The sequence below is a fragment of the Kluyvera genomosp. 3 genome (assembly GCF_011765685.1).
GTDB classification, from domain to species: Bacteria; Pseudomonadota; Gammaproteobacteria; order Enterobacterales; family Enterobacteriaceae; genus Kluyvera; species Kluyvera georgiana_A.
This window is the reverse complement of the sequence record NZ_CP050321.1, coordinates 4,257,098-4,276,214: the sequence shown is the minus strand read 5'-3', so window position 1 is coordinate 4,276,214 and position 19,117 is coordinate 4,257,098. Positions and strand designations below refer to the sequence as shown.

Annotated in this window: 19 protein-coding genes and 1 pseudogene; 18 read left to right on the top strand and 2 right to left on the bottom strand. The window is 56.5% G+C overall.

All coding sequences use genetic code 11. The features are described 5' to 3' along the window. Positions 1–6: 6 nt before the first annotated feature. The 9 genes from GY169_RS19990 to nhaR all read left to right on the top strand — a co-directional run bounded on the left by GY169_RS19990 (position 7) and on the right by nhaR (position 8,814). Complete coding sequence (locus tag GY169_RS19990) at positions 7–2,610, top strand: fimbrial biogenesis usher protein (RefSeq protein WP_167576869.1); 2,604 nt, start codon at positions 7–9, stop codon at positions 2,608–2,610. Beyond that, complete coding sequence (locus tag GY169_RS19985) at positions 2,611–3,618, top strand: fimbrial protein BcfD (protein WP_167576867.1); 1,008 nt, start codon at positions 2,611–2,613, stop codon at positions 3,616–3,618. Next, positions 3,619–4,152 (top strand): fimbrial protein BcfE, encoded by a 534-nt coding sequence (locus GY169_RS19980; RefSeq protein ID WP_167576865.1) that lies wholly within the window; start codon positions 3,619–3,621, stop codon positions 4,150–4,152. It begins immediately after the preceding gene. A 9-nt stretch (positions 4,153–4,161) separates the two neighbouring features. Further along, complete coding sequence (locus GY169_RS19975; RefSeq protein WP_411908103.1) at positions 4,162–4,686, top strand: fimbrial protein BcfF; 525 nt, start codon at positions 4,162–4,164, stop codon at positions 4,684–4,686. After that, positions 4,679–5,386 carry a pili/flagellar-assembly chaperone gene (locus GY169_RS19970; RefSeq protein ID WP_167576863.1) on the top strand — a complete coding sequence of 236 codons (708 nt, stop codon included), beginning with the start codon at positions 4,679–4,681 and terminating at the stop codon, positions 5,384–5,386. The genes GY169_RS19975 and GY169_RS19970 overlap by 8 nt, the downstream gene beginning before the upstream one ends. A gap of 31 nt (positions 5,387–5,417) precedes the next feature. Further along, positions 5,418–6,251, top strand: coding sequence for a DsbA family protein (locus GY169_RS19965; protein WP_167576861.1), 834 nt, complete (start codon positions 5,418–5,420; stop codon positions 6,249–6,251). Between the two features lie 24 nt (positions 6,252–6,275). Then, a complete protein-coding gene (locus tag GY169_RS19960) occupies positions 6,276–6,563 on the top strand; it encodes a hypothetical protein (RefSeq protein WP_223882118.1) in 288 nt (95 codons plus the stop codon). Between the two features lie 154 nt (positions 6,564–6,717). Continuing rightward, positions 6,718–7,887, top strand: coding sequence for a Na+/H+ antiporter NhaA (gene nhaA, locus GY169_RS19955; RefSeq protein WP_167576859.1), 1,170 nt, complete (start codon positions 6,718–6,720; stop codon positions 7,885–7,887). 27 nt (positions 7,888–7,914) lie between these two features. Continuing rightward, positions 7,915–8,814, top strand: coding sequence for a transcriptional activator NhaR (gene nhaR / locus GY169_RS19950; protein ID WP_163448213.1), 900 nt, complete (start codon positions 7,915–7,917; stop codon positions 8,812–8,814). 94 nt (positions 8,815–8,908) lie between these two features. On the opposite strand, the gene rpsT is transcribed toward nhaR, so the two are convergent. Further along, on the bottom strand, positions 8,909–9,172 hold the full coding sequence (gene rpsT, locus GY169_RS19945) for a 30S ribosomal protein S20 (RefSeq protein WP_003018940.1): 264 nt from the start codon (positions 9,170–9,172) through the stop codon (positions 8,909–8,911). 123 nt (positions 9,173–9,295) lie between these two features. Here rpsT and GY169_RS23480 point away from each other — a divergent pair. The 7 genes and pseudogenes from GY169_RS23480 to rihC all read left to right on the top strand — a co-directional run bounded on the left by GY169_RS23480 (position 9,296) and on the right by rihC (position 16,337). Next, a pseudogene (locus tag GY169_RS23480) lies at positions 9,296–9,475 on the top strand (DUF2575 domain-containing protein). Between the two features lie 25 nt (positions 9,476–9,500). Beyond that, positions 9,501–10,439, top strand: a complete 939-nt coding sequence (gene ribF / locus GY169_RS19935; RefSeq protein ID WP_064547274.1) for a bifunctional riboflavin kinase/FAD synthetase — start codon at positions 9,501–9,503, stop codon at positions 10,437–10,439. A 37-nt stretch (positions 10,440–10,476) separates the two neighbouring features. Then, the gene (gene ileS, locus GY169_RS19930; RefSeq protein ID WP_163448214.1) at positions 10,477–13,326 is read left to right on the top strand and encodes an isoleucine--tRNA ligase; all 2,850 of its coding nucleotides are present in this window, start codon (positions 10,477–10,479) and stop codon (positions 13,324–13,326) included. Next, the gene (gene lspA, locus GY169_RS19925) at positions 13,326–13,814 is read left to right on the top strand and encodes a signal peptidase II (protein WP_163448215.1); all 489 of its coding nucleotides are present in this window, start codon (positions 13,326–13,328) and stop codon (positions 13,812–13,814) included. The genes ileS and lspA overlap by 1 nt, the downstream gene beginning before the upstream one ends. A gap of 140 nt (positions 13,815–13,954) precedes the next feature. Beyond that, the gene (fkpB, locus tag GY169_RS19920) at positions 13,955–14,404 is read left to right on the top strand and encodes an FKBP-type peptidyl-prolyl cis-trans isomerase (protein ID WP_064547280.1); all 450 of its coding nucleotides are present in this window, start codon (positions 13,955–13,957) and stop codon (positions 14,402–14,404) included. Position 14,405: 1 nt separating this feature from the next. Continuing rightward, positions 14,406–15,356, top strand: a complete 951-nt coding sequence (gene ispH, locus GY169_RS19915; protein ID WP_163448216.1) for a 4-hydroxy-3-methylbut-2-enyl diphosphate reductase — start codon at positions 14,406–14,408, stop codon at positions 15,354–15,356. A 66-nt stretch (positions 15,357–15,422) separates the two neighbouring features. Continuing rightward, positions 15,423–16,337, top strand: a complete 915-nt coding sequence (rihC, locus tag GY169_RS19910) for a ribonucleoside hydrolase RihC (RefSeq protein WP_167576857.1) — start codon at positions 15,423–15,425, stop codon at positions 16,335–16,337. Here the strand turns inward: rihC and GY169_RS19905 are convergent, their stop codons facing one another. Beyond that, on the bottom strand, positions 16,338–17,243 hold the full coding sequence (locus GY169_RS19905) for a LysR family transcriptional regulator (protein WP_167576855.1): 906 nt from the start codon (positions 17,241–17,243) through the stop codon (positions 16,338–16,340). A gap of 92 nt (positions 17,244–17,335) precedes the next feature. Here GY169_RS19905 and GY169_RS19900 point away from each other — a divergent pair, with 92 nt between their 5' ends. Then, on the top strand, positions 17,336–17,968 hold the full coding sequence (locus GY169_RS19900) for an alanyl-tRNA editing protein (protein WP_167576853.1): 633 nt from the start codon (positions 17,336–17,338) through the stop codon (positions 17,966–17,968). A gap of 269 nt (positions 17,969–18,237) precedes the next feature. Next, the gene (gene dapB, locus GY169_RS19895) at positions 18,238–19,059 is read left to right on the top strand and encodes a 4-hydroxy-tetrahydrodipicolinate reductase (RefSeq protein WP_167576851.1); all 822 of its coding nucleotides are present in this window, start codon (positions 18,238–18,240) and stop codon (positions 19,057–19,059) included. Positions 19,060–19,117: the final 58 nt, after the last annotated feature.

Sequence of the window (19,117 nt, the reverse complement as noted above, 5' to 3'; positions counted from 1 at the left end):
CGCCGGATGTACGCCATGAAGCGCTCTTTGCACAATACCGCCAGACCTGCGTTGACGAGCCTGGCCCTGGCGTTAGCCAGCGCGTTGGCGGCGCCAAAAGGTTGGGCGGAAAACTATTTTAACCCCGCTTTTCTTTCCGACGATCCATCGGCGGTGGCCGATCTCTCAACGTTCAACCATAACAATCAGGCCCCTGGTATTTACCGTGTTGATATCTATCTGAATAAAACACGGCAGGCGAGCCGGGATATCACCTTCAACCCGCGCAAACCGGGGCAAACGGCCAGCGATAACAGCGGGTTAAGCGCTTGTCTGACCCCCGCGATGCTGCGGGATATGGGGGTGAACGTCGCCGCTCTGGTGACGTTGGCGAAGGCCGGGCCAACCGACTGTATCGATATTGCAGCCGCCATTCCCGCGGCTTCGGTGAGTTTTGATTTTGCCCAGCAGCGGCTGAACATCAGCATCCCGCAGGCGGCAATGGTCAATAACGCCAGGGGCTACATTCCTCCGCAAAACTGGGATGAAGGGGTGAATGCGCTGCTGCTGAACTACACCTTTACCGGGGCCAACAGTAGCGATAAGAGCGGTAATGGCTCGGCGGAAAATAACTATTTTCTGGGACTGAACGGTGGGCTAAACCTGGGGGCCTGGCGTCTCCGTGACGATTCCACCTGGAACTACAACAGCAGCAGCCAGGATAACAAGAGCGACTGGCAACATATCAGCACCTATCTGGAACGGGATGTTGTGGCGCTGAAAAGCGAACTGACGGCGGGGGATAGCTATACCCCCGGCGGCGTGTTTGACAGCCTGCCGTTTCGCGGCGTGCAGATAGCTTCCGACGACAACATGTTGCCTGACAGTATGAAAGGGTTTGCGCCAACCATTCACGGCATCGCCAGCAGTAATGCGCAGGTCACCATTCGCCAGAACGGCTATGTCATTAACCAGCGCTATGTCCCGCCGGGCGCCTTTACCATTAACGATCTCTACCCGACGGCCGCCAGCGGCGATTTAATCGTTGAGGTGAAAGAATCCGATGGCAGCACCAGCAGCTATAGCGTGCCGTACTCCGCCGTTCCGGTGCTGCAACGAGAGGGCCGATTAAAATACGCCGCCTCGCTGGCGGAATATCGCGGCGATAGCAGTCAGAAAGAGGACGTAAAATTCGGCCAGGCGACGTTGATGTGGGGGCTGCCCCACGGTTTGACCTTATACGGCGGTACGCAGTTTGCCGAGCATTATAAAGCCGCGGCGCTGGGGGCGGGGGCCAACATGGGCGACTGGGGGGCCATTTCGCTGGATATGACTCAGGCTTACAGCACCCTGGCTGATGACAGTGAGCATCAGGGGCAATCGCTGCGCGTGCTGTACGCGAAATCACTCAATCCGCTTGGTACCAACCTGCAACTGCTGGGATACCGCTACTCGACTTCCTCGTTTTATACGCTGGATGAAACGACGTGGAAAAGGATGTCGGGTTATGACGGCAATCGGGAAGACGATGGCGATACAACCAACGGGTCTGATTACTACAACCTTTACTACACCAAACGCGGCAAGGTGCAGCTGAATATCTCCCAGCAGCTAGGCCGCTACGGTTCCTTTTTCATTACCGCGAGCAAGCAAAGCTACTGGCATACCGATGAAACTAACTCGCTGCTGCAGGTGGGGTATAGCGATACCGTCGGTGGCATCTCATGGAGCGTATCGTACAACGACAGTCAATCGCCGGGGAAGGCCGATAGCGATCAGATTCTGTCGCTGAACATGTCCTTGCCGCTGACGCAGTGGCTGAGCCATGGCGATGATCTCACGCGCTCGCCGCATAACGCCTACGCCACCTTTAGCGCCAGCAGCGACAAACAGCATAACGTGACGGAAAACATGGGGATTAACGGTACGTTGCTGGATGAAAACAACCTCAGTTATAGCGTTCAACAGGGCATGCAAAATCACGGTGGCGGCGAGAGCGGTGCGGCCAGCATGGAGTATGACGGCAGCCGCGGCGACGCGAGCGTGGGTTACAACATGAATGATAACGGCAACTACCAGCAGGTGAACTACGGCCTGAACGGCGGGCTGGTGGTGCATTCTCACGGCGTGACCCTCAGCCAGCCGCTGGGAAGCACCAATATCCTGGTGGCAGTGCCGGGCGCGGCGGGTGTCGGTATTGAAGAGGAGTCCGGTATTCATACCGATGGTCATGGCTATGCCGTGGTTCCTTATGCCACGACCTACCGACAAAACCGGATGGCGCTCGACGTGAACACTCTGGCGAATGATGTCGATATCGATGATTCGGTGACCAATGTCGTGCCTACCGAAGGCGCGTTAGCGGTGGCTCGCTTTCAAGCACGGGTAGGGCAGCGCGCGTTGCTGACCGTGCGCTATCACGGCAAGGCTGTGCCGTTTGGCGCGACGGCAACGACCGAGGGCATTGACGCCATTGTCGGCGACGATGGCGAGGTGTATCTGCCCGGGCTGGCGAATCAGGGCGCGCTGCAGCTTCAGTGGGGGAAACAGGCGAATCAGCGCTGTGAAGCGCATTACCAACTGCCAGCGGCCTCACAGGCGCTGGTCCGACAAACCGTGGAATGTAACTAAATGAAAGTACGCGTGTTATTACTCCTGCTGGCCGGTGTGCTGCTGGCGCAGCATGCGTTGGCCGACGTCTGTAAAAACGTGAACGGCTCCCCTTCCAGCGTGGATTACGACCTGACGACAACGCTGACTGCCGCGCAGAACCAGGCGGGCAAGACCGTGCAGCTGGCGAGAAGCCAGGAGGTGAATGTGCAGGCGGTATGTCCCGCGGGATCGGCTCCCTATAATCACACCTATCGTTCCTATGTCTCGCCTTATCCCGTCGTGGAAACCGACGGGCGCTGGCAATACTTAAAGCTCGACCCGGATTATCTGGAAGGCGCCATGCAGATTCAGGATTCGGCGGTGGGTAATTTCTACCCGCCTGTTAACTATTACATGATGGGGACTGACGGTAACGTCAACACCGGCACGCCATTCTATATTCGAGATTCGAACCTTATTTTCCAGTTGAAGGTTGTGAAGCCTTTCGTGGGATCCGTCGTCATCTCACCCAAGACGATGTTCAGCGTCTACGTAACAACCAACAACAGCGATCCTCTTACTGACGTGGTTTACAACATTGTCTACAGCGGCAGCATCACCGTGCCGCAAAGCTGCGAAATCAATGCCGGACAAACCATTGTTGTCGACTTTGGTTCGCTGTATAGCGGCAATTTTACGCATGCGGGAGAGAAACCGCCGGGCGTGAGGACGCGCAGCTTTAACGTCCCGGTTAAGTGCAACGGCGTGGATTCGACGGTAAACATGAGCATGCGCGTGATGGCGACCGCCGACAGCCATTTTCCCCAGGCGATCGCCTCAAGCAACCCCGATGTCGGCGTGGTGGTGGAAACCCGCGACGGCAATGTGCTCACGCCTGATGACGCCAGCAGTCGCGCCCCTTTTGTCACGGATGACAGCGGACGGGCGAATATCGCTCTGCAAGCTTATCCGGTGAGTACAACCGGAAACGTGCCGGCGGAAGGGGCCTTCACGGCGCTGGCTAACCTACGGGTGGATTTCGATTAAATGGACAAACGCCTGTATCTCTTTGCCGCGCTGGCGCTGGCGCCTTTATGCCGGGCTGATGATTCGGGCTACAACCTCGAATTTACCGGCACTATCGTGGCGCAAACCTGCGATGTTGATATCTCCAGCCTGAGCCAGAGTATCGATCTCGGGCAATTTTCGGTGGACGACTTTCCGTCCGCCGGAACGACGACAAAGTTTAAGCCTTTCAACATTAACCTGAAAAACTGCTCACGAGAGATCAGCGGTACCAGAATCTGGTTTACCGGCCAGGCCGACAGTGACAATCCGTCGCTGCTGGCGCTGACCGACACCGGAATGGGCAACGAAAATATGCTGGCCAGCGGCGTGGGCGTTGAAATCCTCGATGAAAACCAGAATGACGTCAGCATCAACAACAGCGACTCGGCGGTTTATCCGCTTAAAGCGGGGCGAAACACGCTCTCGTTTTACATCCGCTACAAATCCACTCAGCCCGTCGTGACCTCAGGTAATGCGACGGCGGTGATGTATTTCGATCTTCAGTATGAATAAGGGGCGGCAGTGAAAATTCATCTTTGCGCCGCTTGCGGCATTGCGTTGAGTCTGGCGGCATTCGCGACGCTGGCCCACGATGGACGTGTCTACGTCACTGGCACTATCACCAATAACACCTGCACGCTTTCGCCAGATTCACAGAATATGACAGTGGCGATGGGCGACGTCTCTAACCGCCAGTTTTTGCATCCAGGCGAAGGGGCCGCCTGGCAGCCGTTTGCTATCGATCTGTTGAACTGTGGTTCAACCGCCAGCGGTGTTTCGGTGAGCTTTAGCGGCAGTGAGGATGAGACTAATCACAATCTGTTGGCGCTGACGCCCGAAGAGGGCAATGCCACCGGCGTGGGGATCGCGCTGTATGACACAAACAAAAATGCCATCCCGCTGGGCGCTGACAGTGCGACGATGCCGCTGATCGGCGGGCAGGCGTCCGTACATCTACAGTTTTATGCGCGTTATGTGGCGGATGGCGACACGGTCGCATCCGGCACGGCAAACGCTTCGGCGACGTTTAAGCTGACCTATGAATAAGTTGATTCTTCGCCTGGCGACAATCGGGTTGTTGCTGTCGCTCTCTCCGGCACGGGCTGGCGTGGTGATTGGCGGCACGCGGTTTATTTATCCGGCTGGCGACTCATCGCTCAGCGTACCGCTGCGCAATACCTCTGCCACAAGCTGGCTGATCAATAGCCATATTCAGTCTGCCGTACGTTGGCCTGGCGCCGACCCGACCCCTGTCGCTTCACCGCCGTTTATCGTCACGCCTCCGCTCTTCCTGCTTGCCGCAGGCCAGGAGAATACGCTGCGTCTGGTGTACAGCGGCGGCTCGTTGCCGAACGACAGAGAGAGCCTTTTTACGCTCAGTATTGCCGCGATCCCTTCCGGGAAACCGAGTGCCAACAGCGTGCAGATGGCTTTTCGTTCGGCCATGAAACTGCTTTATCGCCCCTCCGGGCTGAGCGGCGATCCGCAGCAGGCGTACCGGCAACTGCGCTGGAGCCTGGCCCCGGACGGCCTTTCGGTGCACAACCCAACGCCTTATTACATCACCCTTTTTTTACTGAACATTGACGGTAGCGCGAGGGATGGCGCGGGCGTCGTCGCCCCTTTTTCCACCCGGCGTCTGCGCGGATGCCAGAAGGCGGCGCACTGCGCGATTCGTTGGCAAAGCATTAATGATGATGGCCGGGTGATGCCGCCGGTGGTCTTTAACGCCGTTGAAAATCGCTAATTTTTCCCCTTTAGAGAATGAGGACTCTCGTATGTTACATCCTGTTTTAGCACGCCGTTCATGGGCGGCGCTGGCATTGTTCAGCGCCATCTCGCTTCCCGCGATGGCGACCGATAACGCGCAGATTGGCCCAGAGGCCGAAGCCTATATTGCTAGCCATCCTGACAAAGTCGGGCAGGCGGTTGCGACGTATCTGGCGAATCATCCCGAGTTTTTAGTGGCGGCTAGCGAAACCCTGCATCAGCGCCAGCAAATTGCCCAGCAGCAGGCTTACGTGCAGCTGGCGTCGCAGTATCGTGCCGATTTGCTGAGCAATAGCAGCCCTTCCGTCGGCCCTGCCGATGCGAAAGCCGCCGTGGTCATGTTCTTCGATTACCAGTGTTCCTGGTGCAGCAAAATGGCGCCGGAAGTCGAAAATCTGGTCAAAGCGAACCCCGATACGCGCTTTATTTTTAAAGAGTTTCCGATTTTTGCCTCTCGCTGGCCGGCATCCGGACTGGCGGCGCGCGTCGGCGAGCAGGTCTGGCTGACCCACGGCGGCGCGAAGTATCTCGACTGGCACAATGCTCTGTACGCGACGGGTAAAGTGGAAGGCGCGCTGACGGACAAGGATATTTATTCTCTGGCGCATCACTATCTGAATGACGCGCAAATTGCGGCGGTGAATAGCGCGCAAAGCAGCGGCCGTATTCATGATGCGTTGATGCTCAATCAGGCGCTGGCGCAGCATATGGACTTCACCGGCACGCCAGCCTTTGTGGTGATGCCGCAGGCGGCCAATGCCGATAGCAAACGGATCTCTGTCGTTCCCGGCAGCACATCGCAGGATGCATTACAGATGGCGATCCTGAAAGCAAAAGGGTAATGCGCTGATGGCGAGGTTCACGGAATGAGAAATCGGGTAGGCGGCACGGTGCTTATTTTGCTATTGCCGTGGGCATGTACCACAGGCGCGGCCGCGATTGGCAATATTGTCTTTTCCGGCAGCGTGGTGGAAATGGGCTGCTGGAATGAGACGGATGCGCTTGAGATTCTTTGTCATCGTCACGATAGCGTTGAGCGTCACGTCATTGTGGAGAATCTGACCACGCCGATCGCGCAGCCGTACGCATCGGTCGAAACCCATTATCTCGATGAAGACAAGCAACTGACGCTGTTGCGCATTGTCTATGATTAACTTTTGCAACGCTGAATACTTCGGTATGTCCGGCTTTCTTTTGATTATATTTCGTTAAAAACGAATCGTTAAGCAATAATAATCTTATTTTTTCGAGCAGTTAAGGGGTTTAGAATGGTTTAAACGAGTTATTGACGGAACAGAGAGAGTAAAAGTGAAGCATCTTCAGCGTTTCTTTAGCAACGATGCCTCTGGGGGCATTATCCTCATTATTGCTGCCGTACTGGCGATGCTGATGGCGAACATGGGATTCACCAGCGGCCTGTATCGGGCTTTTTTAGATACCCCGGTGCAGGTTCGCGTCGGCGCCCTTGAGATCAACAAAAACATGCTGCTGTGGATTAACGATGCCCTGATGGCGGTGTTTTTCCTGTTGATTGGCCTCGAGGTTAAACGCGAGATGATGCAGGGATCGTTAGCGACGCGTCGTCAGGCGATTTTCCCTGTCGTGGCCGCGCTGGGTGGTATGGTCGTGCCCGCGCTGGTTTATCTGGCGTTTAACGCGCAGGATCCGGTGGCCAGCAGCGGCTGGGCGATTCCGGCGGCAACGGATATCGCTTTTGCACTTGGCGTGCTGGCGCTGCTCGGCAGCCGGGTTCCGGCATCGCTCAAGATCTTCCTGATGGCGCTGGCAATTATCGACGATCTGGGCGCTATTGTGATTATTGCGCTGTTCTACACCAGCGATTTATCGCTGCTGTCACTCGCCGTCGCGGCCGTTGCTATTGCGGCGCTGGCCGTCCTGAATCTGAGCGGGGTACGGCGCACCGGTATTTATATTTTGGTCGGCGTCATTTTGTGGACCGCGGTGCTGAAGTCGGGTGTGCATGCCACGCTGGCGGGCGTGATCGTGGGCTTCTTTATTCCGCTGCGCGAGCAGGACGGCAAGTCGCCAGCGAAACAGCTTGAGCACGTTTTACACCCGTGGGTGGCCTTTATGATCCTGCCGCTATTTGCCTTTGCGAATGCGGGCGTCTCGCTGCAAGGCGTGACGCTGGACGGGCTGACTTCGCTGCTGCCGCTGGGCATTATCGCCGGTCTGTTTATTGGCAAACCGCTGGGCATTAGCGTGTTCTGCTGGCTGGCGCTAAAGCTGAAGCTGGCAAAGCTGCCGGAAGGCACCCGCTTTGCGCAGATTATGGCCGTGGGTCTGCTGTGCGGGATTGGTTTTACGATGTCTATTTTTATCGCCAGCCTGGCCTTTGGCAGCGTCGATCCGTCGCTGATTAACTGGGCGAAGCTTGGCATTCTGATCGGCTCCGTCCTGTCAGCGGTGGTGGGATACAGCTTGCTACGTGCACGCTTAAAGCCGGTAGCGAAATGAGAATGAAAGGAGAGGGGAGCACAGGGCATGTCGCATATTAACTACAACCATCTTTACTACTTCTGGCATGTCTACAAGGAAGGTTCTGTCGTGGGCGCGGCGGAGGCGCTGTACCTCACGCCGCAGACCATTACCGGACAGATTAAGGCACTGGAAGAGCGCCTGCAGGGCAAGCTGTTTAAGCGTAAAGGGCGCGGCATTGAGCCGACGGAGCTCGGGGAACTGGTCTTCCGCTACGCGGACAAAATGTTCACCTTAAGCCAGGAGATGCTGGATATCGTGAACTACCGTAAGGAATCGAACCTCTTGTTCGACGTCGGCGTAGCCGATGCGCTGTCGAAACGGTTGGTCAGTGGCGTACTGGATGCCGCGGTGGTGGAAGGTGAGCAAATTCATCTGCGCTGTTTTGAGTCGACGCATGAAATGTTGCTTGAGCAGCTCAGTCAGCACAAGCTGGATATGATTATCTCTGACTGCCCGATCGACTCCACGCAGCAGGAAGGGCTGTTCTCGGTCAAAATCGGTGAGTGCAGCGTGAGCTTCTGGTGCACCAATCCGCCGCCGGAGAAACCTTTCCCGGCCTGTCTGGAAGAGCGACGTTTGCTGATTCCGGGCCGCCGCTCCATGCTCGGACGTAAGCTGCTGAACTGGTTTAACGTGCAGGGGCTGAAGGTTGAGATACTCGGTGAGTTTGACGATGCGGCGCTGATGAAGGCCTTTGGCGCGGCGCATAACGCCATATTTGTCGCGCCGACGCTCTATGCCCACGACTTTTATGCCGACGACAGCATTGTGGAAATTGGCCGTATGGATAACGTGATGGAAGAGTATCACGCAATTTTTGCCGAACGCATGATTCAGCATCCATCGGTACAGCGTATCTGCCATAGCGACTATTCGGCGCTGTTTGCCGAACCGTCGAAGTAATCTTGTCGCCCGGCATGCCGGGCGACGTCAATCGCAGGCATAAAAAAACCCGCTTTACGCGGGTTTTTCTACAAAGCTGATAACAAGCGGGCGATTAAGCCAGTTTGTTGATCTGTGCAGTCAGGTTTGCTTTATGACGTGCAGCTTTGTTTTTGTGGATCAGACCTTTAGCAGCCTGACGGTCCACGATCGGTTGCATTTCGTTAAATGCTTTCAGTGCAGTAGCTTTGTCGCCAGCTTCGATAGCTGCGTATACTTTCTTGATGAAAGTACGCATCATAGAGCGACGGCTAGCGTTGTGTTTGCGAGCCTTTTCAGACTGAACGGCGCGCTTCTTAGCTGATTTGATATTAGCCAAGGCCAACTCCCAAATGTGTTCTATATGGACAATTCAAAGGCCGAGGAATATGCCCGTTTAGCCTTCTTTTGTCAATGGATTTGTGCAAATAAGCGCCGTTAATTTGACAACGCTGCATTACGTATTGATGGCGCAGGATTCTACCAGCTTGTCGCCGATGAATACAGTCTTTCCGGCACAAAAATCACGCGTCTCGACTATATTTTCTTGCCTTTTTAACGGATGCTGATGAAATCATTCCCTCTTTCCGTTACGAGGTGTAATCGCCGGTTAACCTTGACTGCTGTACAAGGTATACTCTGACGATTTTCACTCTTTTGAGCCAGACATGAAGCTGATACGCGGCATACATAATCTCAGTCAGGCCCCACATGGGTGCGTTCTGACCATTGGTAATTTCGACGGTGTGCATCGTGGGCATCAGGCGTTACTGCAAGGCTTACGTGCCGAGGGCAGAGCGCGCGGTTTGCCTGTGGTGGTGATGATTTTTGAACCGCAGCCGCTGGAGCTCTTCGCGGCTGACAAGGCCCCTGCGCGCTTGACGCGCCTGCGCGAAAAGCTGCGCTATCTGGCCGAGAGTGGAGTGGACTACGTCCTGTGCCTGCGTTTTGATCGCCGCTTTGCGGCGCTGACCGCGCAGGACTTTATCAGCGAGCTGCTGGTGAAGCGGCTGGGCGTGCAGTTCCTTGCCGTGGGGGATGATTTCCGCTTTGGCGCTGGTCGTCAGGGGGATTTCTTGTTATTACAGAAGGCGGGCGCGGACTTCGGTTTCGACATCACCAGCACGCAAACCTTCTGCCATGGCGGAGTACGCATTAGCAGCACCGCGGTGCGCCAGGCATTGGCCGACGATAATCTCGAGCAGGCGGAACGTCTGCTGGGTCATCCTTTTATTATCTCCGGGCGCGTGGTGCACGGCGATGAACTGGGCCGCACAATCGGTTTCCCGACGGCGAATTTACCGCTGCGTCGTCAGGTTTCCCCTGTTAAAGGGGTTTATGCGGTGGAAGTGGCAGGGCTGGGCGACAAGCCGCTGCCGGGCGTGGCTAACATTGGCACGCGTCCAACGGTTGCGGGCATGCGCCAGCAGCTGGAGGTTCATTTGCTGGACGTTGCAATGGACCTGTACGGTCGCCATATAGATGTGATACTGCGTAAAAAGATACGCAACGAGCAGCGATTCGCGTCGCTTGATGAGCTTAAGGCTCAAATCGCACGCGATGTGCTAACGGCCCGGGAGCATTTTGGGCTATCAACACCGGCTTAATGCCTGAACACGTTTTAAATACGGAATCGATAATCTGATGAGTGACTATAAATCTACCCTGAATTTGCCGGAAACAGGGTTCCCGATGCGCGGCGATCTCGCCAAGCGTGAACCGGGGATGCTGGCGCGTTGGACCGATGATGACCTGTACGGCATCATTCGTGCAGCCAAAAAAGGCAAAAAAACCTTCATTCTGCATGATGGCCCTCCATATGCGAATGGCAGCATTCATATTGGTCACTCGGTTAACAAGATTCTGAAAGACATTATCGTGAAGTCCAAAGGACTTTCCGGTTACGACTCGCCGTACGTCCCGGGTTGGGACTGCCATGGCCTGCCGATCGAACTGAAGGTAGAGCAGGAATACGGTAAGCCAGGTGAGAAATTCACTGCGGCAGAATTCCGCGCCAAGTGCCGCGAATATGCCGCCACTCAGGTTGACGGCCAGCGTACCGACTTCATCCGTCTGGGCGTGCTGGGCGACTGGCAGAAGCCGTACCTGACCATGGACTTCAAAACCGAAGCCAACATCATTCGCGCGCTGGGTAAAATCGTCGCTAACGGCCACCTGCACAAAGGCGCGAAGCCGGTGCACTGGTGCGTTGACTGCCGTTCTGCGCTGGCGGAAGCGGAAGTTGAGTATTACGACAAAACCTCCCCGTCTATCGACGTCGCGTTCCACGCCGCCGATCAGGACGCGGTAAAAGCGAAATTTGGCGCGTCCAACGTGACTGGGCCTATCTCGCTGGTTATCTGGACCACCACGCCGTGGACTCTGCCGGCTAACCGCGCCATTTCCCTGGCGCCGGACTTCGATTATGCGCTGGTGCAGATCGACGGTCAGGCGGTGATTCTGGCGAGCGATCTGGTCGAAAGCGTGATGAAACGCATTGGCGCCGCTGACTACACCATCCTCGGTACCGTCAAAGGCGCTGAGCTGGAGCTGCTGCGCTTTACCCACCCGTTCATGGGCTTTGATGTGCCGGCTATCCTCGGCGATCACGTCACCCTGGATGCGGGTACCGGCGCGGTGCATACCGCCGGTGGCCACGGCCCGGACGACTACGTGATCAGCCAGAAATACGGTCTGGAAATCGCGAACCCGGTTGGCCCGGACGGCGCATACCTGGCGGGTACCTATCCGGAGCTGGACGGTGTGAACGTCTTTAAAGCCAACGACAAAATCGTTGCGCTGCTGACGGAGAAAGGCGCGCTGCTGCACGTCGAAAAAATGCAGCACAGCTATCCGTGCTGCTGGCGTCATAAGTCGCCGATCATCTTCCGTGCGACCCCGCAGTGGTTCGTCAGCATGGACCAGAAAGGCCTGCGCATTCAGTCTCTCAAAGAGATCGACCGCATTGAACAGGAAGGCCTGGCGAAAGAAGATCTGAGCGGCTGGATCCCAGCATGGGGTAAAGCGCGTATCGAATCCATGGTGGCTAACCGTCCTGACTGGTGTATCTCCCGTCAGCGTACCTGGGGCGTGCCGATGGCGCTGTTCGTGCATAAAGACACCGAAGAGCTGCACCCGCGCACTACCGAATTGATGGAAGCGGTGGCCAAATACGTTGAGAAAGATGGCATTCAGGCGTGGTGGGATCTCGACCCGCGTGAAATCCTCGGCGACGACGCAGACAACTACGTCAAAGTGCCGGATACGCTGGACGTATGGTTCGACTCCGGTTCAACCAGCTACTCCGTTGTTGACGCCCGTCCGGAATTCGGCGGTCACGCAGCGGATATGTACCTGGAAGGTTCCGACCAGCACCGCGGCTGGTTCATGTCCTCGCTGATGATCAGCGTCGCCATGAAAGGCAAAGCGCCATACCGTCAGGTACTGACCCACGGCTTCACCGTCGATGGTCAGGGCCGTAAGATGTCCAAATCTATCGGTAACACCGTTTCTCCGCAGGACGTGATGAACAAACTGGGCGCGGATATCCTGCGTCTGTGGGTGGCATCCACCGACTACACCGGCGAAATGGCGGTGTCTGACGAAATCCTGAAACGTGCTGCCGACAGCTATCGTCGTATCCGTAACACCGCGCGCTTCCTGCTGGCGAACCTCAACGGGTTCGATCCGAAGAAAGACATGGTGAAACCGGAAGAGATGGTTGTGCTGGATCGTTGGGCCGTCGCCTGTGCGCAGGCCGCTCAGGAAGATATCGTGAAAGCGTACGCTTCCTACGATTTCCACGAAGTGGTACAGCGTCTGATGCGCTTCTGCTCCGTTGAAATGGGCTCGTTCTACCTCGACATCATCAAAGACCGCCAGTACACCGCGAAAGCCGACAGCGTGGCGCGTCGTAGCTGCCAGACTGCGCTGTACCATATCGCAGAAGCACTGGTTCGCTGGATGGCGCCAATCATGTCCTTCACCGCCGATGAAATCTGGGGCTACCTGCCGGGCGACCGTGAGAAGTATGTCTTCACCGGCGAATGGTACGAAGGGCTGTTCGGTCTGGACAATGCCGAAGAGATGAACGACGACTTCTGGGAAGAGCTGCTGAAAGTTCGTGGCGAAGTGAACAAGGTTATCGAACAGGCGCGTGCTGACAAGAAAGTCGGTGGTTCCCTCGAAGCGGCAGTGACCCTGTACGCGGATGCGGAGCTGGCGGCCAAACTGACGGCGCTGGGTGACGAATTACGATTTGTCCTGTTGACCTCCGGGGCGACCGTTGCCGATTATGCAGCGGCGACCGCTGACGCTCAGCAGAGTGAACTGCTGAAAGGTCTGAAAGTCGCGCTGAATAAAGCCGAAGGTGAGAAGTGCCCGCGCTGCTGGCACTATACTCAGGATATCGGCAAGGTGGCGGAGCACGCAGATATCTGCGGACGCTGTGTGAGCAACGTGGCCGGTGACGGCGAAAAACGTAAGTTTGCCTGATGAGTAAATCGATTTGTGCAACAGGGCTGCGCTGGCTGTGGCTGGTCGTCGCCGTGCTGATTATCGATCTGGGCAGTAAATACCTGATCCTCCAGAACTTTGCTCTGGGGGATACGGTGTCGCTGTTCCCGTCGCTTAATCTCCATTATGCGCGTAACTACGGCGCCGCGTTCAGCTTCCTGGCTGACAGCGGCGGCTGGCAGCGCTGGTTCTTCGCGGGTATCGCTATCGGTATCTGCGTGGCGCTGGCGGTACTGATGTACCGTTCCAAAGCTACGCAGAAGTTGAATAACATCGCCTATGCGCTGATTATTGGCGGCGCGCTGGGTAACCTGTTCGACCGTCTGTGGCACGGCTTTGTCGTCGACATGATCGATTTCTACGTCGGCGACTGGCACTTTGCCACCTTCAACCTGGCCGATACGGCAATTTGTATCGGCGCGGCGTTGATTGTGCTGGAAGGCTTCCTGCCGAAAAAGCAGGCGTAAGATAATGCCGGATGGCGCTGCGCTTATCCGGCCTACGATCCATTGTAGGCCCGGAAAGCGTCGCGCCATCTGCAATCGCTACGCCGAACACATAACAATAATCGTCATTTCAATGTCGTAAGATAGAAGGCTGTACCTGCATGTCTAACTCGATTCAAAGCAATAGCGCGGTGCTGGTGCACTTCACGCTGAAACTGGACGATGGCTCTACCGCTGAGTCAACCCGTAACAACGGCAAACCGGCGCTGTTTCGTCTGGGCGATGCCTCCCTGTCTGAAGGGCTGGAGCAGCATCTTCTCGGCCTGAAGGCCGGGGACAAAAAATCCTTCTCTCTGGAGCCGGATGCGGCGTTCGGTATCTCGACGCCCGACCTGATCCAGTATTTCTCCCGCCGCGAATTTATGGATGCGGGCGAGCCGGAAATCGGGGCGATCATGCTGTTCACCGCGATGGATGGCAGCGAAATGCCGGGCGTGATCCGCGAAATCAACGGTGATTCCATCACGGTTGATTTTAACCATCCGCTGGCGGGACATACCGTTCATTTTGATATTGAAGTACTGGAAGTCGATCCGGTACTGGAGGCGTAACATGCAGATCCTGTTGGCCAACCCACGCGGCTTTTGTGCAGGCGTTGACCGCGCTATCAGCATTGTTGAAAATGCGCTCGCCATTTATGGCGCGCCAATTTACGTTCGTCACGAAGTGGTGCACAACCGCTACGTGGTGGACAGTCTGCGTGAACGCGGCGCGATTTTTATCGAGCAGATCAGTGAAGTGCCGGACGGTGCTATCCTGATCTTCTCCGCGCACGGGGTCTCTCAGGCCGTCCGTAACGAGGCTAAAAGCCGCGAGCTCACGGTGTTCGACGCGACCTGTCCGTTAGTCACGAAAGTGCATATGGAAGTGGCGCGCGCCAGCCGTCGTGGTGAAGAATCCATTCTGATTGGCCATGCTGGTCACCCGGAAGTGGAAGGTACGATGGGTCAGTACAGCAACCCGAAAGGGGGCATGTACCTCGTTGAGTCGCCGGAAGATGTGCTGAAGCTGGCGGTGAAAGACGAAAGCAAGCTGTCGTTTATGACCCAGACCACGCTCTCGGTGGACGATACCTCCGACGTCATTGATGCCTTACGCCAGCGCTTCCCGAAAATCGTTGGTCCGCGCAAAGACGATATCTGCTACGCCACCACGAACCGCCAGGAAGCCGTGCGATCGCTCGCCCAGCAGGCCGACGTGGTGCTGGTGGTCGGCTCGAAAAACTCGTCCAACTCCAACCGTCTGGCCGAACTGGCGCAGCGGATGGGCAAAGCGGCCTATCTGATTGACGATGCGGCGGACATCCAGGAAGCCTGGGTGAAAGACGCCGCCTGTGTCGGCGTGACCGCCGGAGCTTCCGCGCCGGATATTCTGGTGCAGAACGTGATTGCCCGCCTGCAATCGCTGGGCGGCGGCGAAGCCATCACCCTTGAAGGTCGCGAAGAGAATATTGTTTTCGAAGTTCCGCGCGAGCTGCGAGTGGATGTTCGTGAAGTCGAATAAATTATTTCTCCCGCGAATGTGAAAAAATGCCAGGCTTAACGTCTGGCATTTTTTTAGGGAGAAATCATGCGTCTACCTATTTTTCTGGATACCGATCCCGGTATTGATGATGCGGCGGCGATTGCCGCTGCGCTGTTTGCCCCCGAGCTGGATCTTCAACTGATGACCACCGTTGCCGGCAACGTTTCGGTCGAAAAAACCACCCGTAACGGCTTACAGCTCCTGCATTTCTGGGACGCCGATGTTCCACTTGCACAAGGGGCTGCCGCGCCGCTGGTGCGTCCGCTACGTGACGCCGCCTCGGTTCACGGCGAGTCGGGCATGGAAGGCTACGACTTTGTTGAGCACAACCGTCAGCCGCTGGCCAAACCGGCGTTCCAGGCGATCCGTGATGCGCTGATGCATGCGCCGCAGCCGATTACGCTGGTAGCTATCGGGCCACTCACCAATATTGCGCTGCTGCTGACTCAGTATCCGGAGTGTCGTTTTAATATCCGTCGCCTGGTGATCATGGGCGGCTCCGCCGGGCGCGGTAACTTTACGCCCAACGCCGAGTTCAATATCGCTATCGACCCGGAAGCCGCGGCGCTGGTGTTCCGCAGCGGTCTGGAGATTGTGATGTGTGGGCTGGACGTGACCAATCAGGCCGTGTTGACGCCGGAGTATCTGTTTACGCTTCCCGCGCTCAATAAGACCGGCAGCATGCTTCACGCGTTGTTCAGCCACTATCGTAGTGGCAGTATGCAGAGCGGCCTGCGGATGCACGACCTCTGCGCCATTGCCTGGCTGGTCCGTCCGGACCTGTTTACGCTGCACAGCTGCTTTGTGGCGGTGGAAACCCAGGGGCAATACACCGCTGGCACCACGGTGGTGGATATTGAAGGGCGTCTGGGGCAGCCCGCCAACGCGCAGGTGGCGCTGGCGCTGGATGTGGATGGTTTTCGTCAGTGGGTGGCCGAGGTATTCGCCCGCGCGCCGTAATCAGGTGTGTAGCGGTACCTTCTCGCTGAGATAGTCAATCATCGCCCGCATTCTGGCGGGCATATGTTGATTGCGCGTCCACAGCAGCCACAGCTCGCCGCTGTAGTCGCTGATAAATTCCCATTCTGGCAGGACCTGGACGATCTCTCCGCTCGCAAGTGCCTCGCGGGCGGTAAAGAGCGGCAGGCTGCCGATTCCCAGATCATTTTTTACCGCATCCAGACGTACGCCAGTGTGGTTGGCGGCGTAACGGCCATGAGTTTGAATGGTCTCCACGCGTTCACCGCGGCGAAACTTCCAGCGCGAATCCGCAGGGGTCTCGCCAAGGCTGATACAGCTATGGTCGCGCAGTGCCTGCGGGTGTTCTGGCGTACCGTGCTCGCGTAGGTACGCGGGGGTAGCGCATATCACATGGCTAACCGGCATCAGCGGTTTCCCGTACAAGCCTGGGGAGGGAGACTGACTGATGCGCAGCGCAAGGTCGACGCCGTCGTCGATTAAATCCATATAGCGGTCTTCCAGCCGCAGACAGACGTCCACTTGCGGGTAGCGGGCAAAGAATTCGGCCATCAGAGGATGAATAACAAACCGTCCCACCGCCTTGGGCACGCTGAGGGTCAGCTTACCTTGCGCGATGCTTTGTCGGCTGCTGCCCGAGTCGACAGCCATTTGCGCCGCATGCAGCATCTCCAGCGCATGTTCATACACCATTTTTCCCGTTTCGCTGAGCGCCAGCTTGCGCGTTGTACGATGCAACAGTTTGCTGCCCAGCGCCTTCTCAAGGCGTGAAACGCTGCGGCTAATAGCGGAAGGCGTAGCGCCCGAGGCTTTGGCGGCGGCGGAAAAGCTCCCGTGGTCGATAATCAACACAAAGGTGGCGAGGTCGGGAAGAAGGTTAGGATTCATTTGTGCGTACCAGGCAAAGATGCATTGAACCAGCGCAGGATTATCGCTGCCAGTAAAGTGAATATACTCTCCCCATCAAGAGGAGAGCAATCATGACCGAACGTCTTTATTACACCTGCGATAATACTGAAGGCCCGGCTAACTTACTGAGCTGCTCGGCTGAGCCGGATGGACGGTATGCGGTGGCACTGGATAGAACCCTTTTTCACCCGCAAGGCGGCGGACAGCCCGCGGATGCCGGCTGGATTGATGAGATCCCCGTCGAGACGGTGATCGCGCGTGATGACGACGTGCTACATATCGTAGCAACACCGATTGAGCCTGGCGTAGTCAAGTTGAGGGTTGATGCGTCACAGCGTCAGCTGCATGCGCGGCTGCACTCTGCGGGGCATCTTATCGGCCTGGCGGGTACAGAGTACGGATGGCAACCGGTGAAAGCGCACCACTGGCCTGGCGAAGGGCGCATTACGTTTTCCGCAAAAGGTAGCAATTCGCTGCCGGATTGTGCCTCGCTGCTGGCGAAAATCAGCGCCTGGCAGGCGGAGGATCTTCCTCGCCGGGTGACATTCGACGGCGGTTTGCGCGAAGTCGGGTTTGGTGAGCTTCCCGCTTACCCTTGCGGCGGGACGCATGTTGCGCGTTTATCCGACATTGGGCAGGTGACGATTACCCAGGTGAAGATGAAAAAAGGGCAGATGATCGTTAACTACACGCTTGTGTCGTAAAACCGGGCTTGCGAAAGTCGCTATGCAGATTGGCTGTATTTTGTTCGGTTTTCCCGTCGTTTTCCCATCGGCTTACCGCTTACTGAGCGAGTTTGACTTCTTTCCTTTGCTGCGGCAATGATTCATCCTGCGGGATGAATCATGTCTTTTACTGATATTCCCCTCTGTTTATCATTAAATTCTAATTATGGGTGTTTTCAGCTAGCGACCTCCGGGCGCGCTGGTTACTCTGAAAACGATTTACGCAATTTTTACAAAAGAGAATAGCTATGCATGAAGCACAAATCCGCGTCGCCATTGCCGGCGCCGGCGGCCGCATGGGACGGCAGTTAATCCAGGCCGCCATGGCGATGGAAGGTGTTCAGCTGGGTGCCGCGCTGGAGCGCGAAGGCTCTTCCTTGCTGGGCAGCGATGCTGGCGAACTGGCGGGGGCGGGAAAGTCCGGCGTGACCGTTCAAAGCAGCCTTGAGGCGGTAAAAGATGATTTTGACGTGTTCATCGATTTTACCCGTCCGGAAGGTACGTTGACGCATCTGGCGTTTTGCCGGCAGCAGGGTAAAGGGATGGTGATTGGTACTACCGGCTTTGACGATGCTGGTAAACAAGCCATTCGCGAGGCGTCACAAGAGATTGCGATCGTTTTCGCCGCAAACTTTAGCGTCGGCGTTAACGTCATGCTCAAGCTGCTGGAGAAAGCCGCGAAGGTAATGGGCGACTACACCGATATTGAAATTATTGAAGCGCACCACCGCCATAAAGTGGATGCACCGTCGGGTACGGCGCTGGCAATGGGCGAGGCGATCGCCGGGGCGCTGGATAAAGATCTGAAGGACTGCGCGGTCTACTCGCGTGAAGGTTATACCGGTGAACGCGTGCCGGGCACGATTGGTTTTGCGACCGTACGCGCGGGCGACATTGTCGGCGAACACACCGCCATGTTTGCCGATATTGGCGAGCGTGTGGAGATAACGCATAAGGCTTCCAGCCGCATGACGTTTGCTAACGGAGCGGTAAGATCGGCATTGTGGCTTAATTCGAAGCAAAATGGTCTTTTTGATATGCGTGATGTGCTGAATTTGAATGAACTATAAGTATTTATTACCCATCGTGATGTGGTTATTGTAGTCATAATTACTTGATTACACAGGG